The sequence below is a fragment of the Vicinamibacterales bacterium genome, assembly GCA_036496585.1.
In the GTDB taxonomy this organism is placed as follows: domain Bacteria; phylum Acidobacteriota; class Vicinamibacteria; order Vicinamibacterales; family 2-12-FULL-66-21; genus JAICSD01.
Genome location: DASXLB010000053.1, coordinates 1 through 3,895, shown reverse-complemented (window position 1 = coordinate 3,895; position 3,895 = coordinate 1). Strand labels below are relative to the sequence as shown.

Annotated in this window: 3 protein-coding genes and 1 pseudogene; all 4 read right to left on the bottom strand. The window is 65.8% G+C overall.

The features are described from left to right. Positions 1-81: 81 nt before the first annotated feature. On the bottom strand, positions 82-843 hold the full coding sequence (istB, locus tag VGI12_16745) for an IS21-like element helper ATPase IstB (protein ID HEY2434325.1): 762 nt from the start codon (positions 841-843) through the stop codon (positions 82-84). Next, on the bottom strand, positions 840-2,417 hold the full coding sequence (gene istA / locus VGI12_16740; GenBank protein HEY2434324.1) for an IS21 family transposase: 1,578 nt from the start codon (positions 2,415-2,417) through the stop codon (positions 840-842). The genes istB and istA overlap by 4 nt, the downstream gene beginning before the upstream one ends. Positions 2,418-2,576: 159 nt before the next feature. Further along, positions 2,577-3,086, bottom strand: a pseudogene (locus tag VGI12_16735) (IS5 family transposase). A gap of 207 nt (positions 3,087-3,293) precedes the next feature. Continuing rightward, the coding region (locus VGI12_16730) for a hypothetical protein (protein HEY2434323.1) at positions 3,294-3,895 on the bottom strand (602 nt) is incomplete at its 5' end.

Genomic DNA, 3,895 nt, shown 5'->3' with positions numbered 1-3,895 from the left:
CCTCGGTGGACACTTCAAATCCGGCCATTCGTGGACAGGTCAAAACCGGCCATTGCCGCCGGCGGCCGAGACTGGTGAGTTCTACTTCGCGACGGCCTCAGGACGCAAGTCGGTCTGGAGCTTCGTGCGCCAGCTGCGCGGTCCGCACTTGAGCACGTGCGCGTGATGGAGCAGCCGATCGAGCAAGGCCGTCACGGCGGCGGTGTCGCCGAGCAGCTTGCCCCAATCGTCCACCGGCCGATTCGACGTCAGGATCGTGGACGCCCGTTCGTAGCGCCGCATGATGAGTTCGAGCAGATCCTCGGCCGCGGTGTGCGGCAGCTTGCGCATGCCGAGGTCGTCGACGATCAGCAGTGGGACGGTGGCGAGATCCGCGAGCAGATCTTTCCGGGTGCCGTCGAGGGACGCGTCGGCAATCTCTTCGAGCAGCGTGTGCGCTTCGCGATAGATCACCCGGTACCCCTGCTGGATCGCCGCGCGGCCGAGCGCTTGGGCGAGATGGCTCTTGCCGGTGCCGGGCGGCCCGAGGAAAAGCACATCTTCGCGCTGCTGGATGAAACGGGCGGTCGCGAGGTCGAAGACGAGGGCGCGGTCGAGCTTCCGGTTGAAGGTGAAATCAAAGCTATCGAGCGCGCGGTCGGCGTCCCGGAAGCGCGCCTGGGCGTGACGGCGCGCAAAGAGGCGGTCCTGCCGGCGCTGCAGCTCGTCATTGACGAGCGTGGCCACGAGATCGAGTGGCGCGAGGCGCTCGGTCTGCGCTTGATGCAGCCGGGCTTCGAGGACGGCGGCCATGCCGGAGAGCCGGAGTTTACGGAGGGCGGCGTCGACTTCGACGAGATTCATGAGCGGTCTCCTGTTTTGCGATCAATGAGGTCGCGGTAGAGCGAGAGCTGGCGGATCAGCGGATCGACTTGGCGGAGCGTGAGCGGCACGGGCGGGCGCCGCTCGAGATAGCGGCGCAGGAAGTGATACGTGAAGACGCCGAGCTCGACAGCCGCTTTCGCCGCGTCCTCGACGACGGCGGGGCCATGCTGCTTGGCCAAGCGCAGGACGCCTTGCATCCGGCGCACGCCGGCGGCGCCGTCGTGCTGCTGGATGTGGGCGCAGACGAGGCCGATGTGCGGACCGGCCGATCGCGCGATCGCCAGCAGCCCGAGCACCGGCTTGGGCGTCTGCGCCGGGCGATCACCCTCGGCGATCCGATGCCAGCCCCGGCGCGTGCGCAGATGCTCGCGCAAGAGCTGGCCGGTCGTCGGATCAATCAGGCGGACGTGCCGATCATTCCATTGGACCTGGACGCGCTGGCCGAGCCAGCCCGGCGGCGCGCCGTAGTACGCGGCTTCGACTTCGACGCAGCCATCGAGATGGACTGTGCGCGTGCCGAAGCAGTAATAGCGAAACGGTTCGAGTGGGAGCGGCCCCAGTGCCGGCCGCTCCTCGGCAAACATCGCGGCGACCTGGCGCTTGGTCGTGCCGTGAATGCGCGTGTCGGCCCAGCGATCCTCCCAGCGATCGAGGTACGCCTGCGCCGCCGCCAGCGTCTCGAAGCGCAGGCCCTTCAGCGGCGTCTTCTGCGTGTGCCCGATGCCGGCTTCGACTTTCCCTTTGCGATCCGGATCGCCCACGCGACACGGCAGCGCGACCACGCGGTAGTGCGCGAGCACGTCGCGATAGAGCGGACTGAGTGCGGGGTCGTAGGTGTCGGGCGTGAGCACGCCCTCTCTCAGATTGTCGAGGATGATGACCTTCACGGTACCGCCGAGCCGACGAAACGCCTGCTCGTGCAACTCGGCCCAGATCTGCACGCTCGAGCGCCACACCAATAGGCGCACGGCTTTGCGCGAGTACCCGAGCGTCAGGACAAACAGGCGCGTGCGTTTGTATTTGCCGCTGGCCGGATCGCGCACCATCGGCCCTTCGCCGTAATCGACTTGCGCTTCCTCGCCCGGCGCGGTCGTGATGACGACGCGCGCCTCGGCGGTCGGCGTCTCGCGCAGGCTCCGGACGAAGCGCCGCACGCTGGCATACCGGGCCGTGAAGCCGTGGTCATCGACCAGGTCCTGCCAGATCGCCATCGCGTTGCGGCCGCGCGCGCACGCGTCGGTGATGATCTCGCGATAGATCTCGCAGGCACTGGCGGTCGGTGCGCGCGCTGGCGCCGCGTCGGTGGACACCGCCGACACAATGGCCGGTTTTGCCGCAAGGTCGGTGGACACCTCGGGCGACGAAATGGCCGCTTTTGCCGCCGCTTCGCTCCGCCGGCCCCGCCCGCGCACGGGTACGCCCGCCGCCCTCAGGTACTCGCCCACCGTTTCGCGGCGCACGCCGGTGGCCGCTTCGATCCGACGAAGCGACCAGCCCACGCGCCCCAGGGCGACGATGTCGTGCTGCTTCTGCTGGTCCAAGACATTGCTCATCCGGACGAGGGACACCATCGCCCCCGCCCTCGTCAACGTCTCGGGCGCCGTCAGTTAATGGCCGGGTTTGAAGTGTCGATCAATGGCCGGATTTGGGTGTCCACCGAGGTTCGACCGCGTCTGGCCACGGAAATCGACGCTGGGATTGCCCGAATTGTCGGGCGGATCGGAGGGCCCGCGGTCGCGCGGCTGAAAGCTCTTGTGACTCGCCCACGCCTGGAGCAACGTGCCATCGACGGTGAAATGCTCATCGGACAGCAGGCCGGCCGCGCGCGCCTGATCCTGAATCGCGCGGAAGAAGGCGGCGGCGATGTCGCCCAACAGCAGGCGCTCGCGATTCTTCGTGAAGGTCGTCGGCGTCCACACCTGATCGTCCATCGCCAAGCCGACGAACCAGCGAAAGAGCAGGTTGTATTCGAGCTGCTCGATCAGCATCCGCTCGCTGCGCACCGAGTACAGCGATTGCAGCAACAGCGCCCGCAAGAGCTGCTCGGGCGGAATCGAGGGCCGGCCGGTCGTCGCATAGAGCCGCTCGAAGTGCGGCGAGAGCTCGTGCAACGCGGCGTCGGTCATCTGCCGAATCACCCGCAAGGGATGATCGGCCGGGACCCGCTGCTCGGGCGAAAGGTAACTGAAGAGGTGACCGGACTGCTGATCGTCGCCGCGCATGCGCACGATCGTAGTACGAGTGATCGCCGGTGTCGATCCCTGTTACGTCGCGTTTTTCAGCAGCCTGCTAGATGCGATCCCATGGGACGTGCTGGTAGCTTGCCGGAGGCTTGTCCGAGCGGGCGTCGCGTTCGAAGGAAGAGGACGTGGTCTCGGCTCATTTCGCCTCCACTAGACCGCCGCTCGTGCTTGCCGGTAGCCCTCGTGTCAAACACAATTCGAGCCCAACGTTGCGAACATCGTGTTGATCAGTTCGGCCGCCAGCCGGAGGACGCCTGTCGCTGGAGTCTCAGTTGAAGCGTGCTCGACGTGTGAGAGCGCGTTGCGCATCGACAGCATTCCCTTGAGTTGCTTTCGGTCCCATCCGGTCACGATGCGTTGTCGCACCAGCCAATCAAGAAGCCCGTCGGGAAACGTGGGCAGCCGCTGGCCATTTGCGAGAGGTCGTGAACGCCACCCGCGACTTCGACAAACGCTAAGAAGTCTAGTGTACGTGGGAAAGGCCACCTCGGTACTAGCGCCGTCGCACGACACCGTCACCGTTTGAGGGAGCCCCGCACTCCACCGCGCCTTGATCGCGGCCTCAACGGCCAAAGCCGCGTAGTGGGTCGACACAGTGAAGAAGTCATATCTGAAGTGACCGCAGATGTAAGAGTCTTTCGCCCGTCTGAAGGTGATCTGAACATCCTCGGGTACCGCTGGAATGAGCCTAATGTCGGCAATCGCCTGCTGACGCTCCTCAAATGTCATTGGCCAGCCAGCAGTTCTGCGATCTTGTCTAGTCCAGGCCTCTAGCGAAACGATCTCAT

What these genes read in the sequence shown, in the direction of transcription:
- istB (HEY2434325.1), bottom strand. Translation starts at nt 843, where the DNA reads ATGAATCTCGTCGAAGTCGACGCCGCCCTCCGTAAACTCCGGCTCTCC.
- istA (HEY2434324.1), bottom strand. Translation starts at nt 2,417, where the DNA reads ATGAGCAATGTCTTGGACCAGCAGAAGCAGCACGACATCGTCGCCCTG.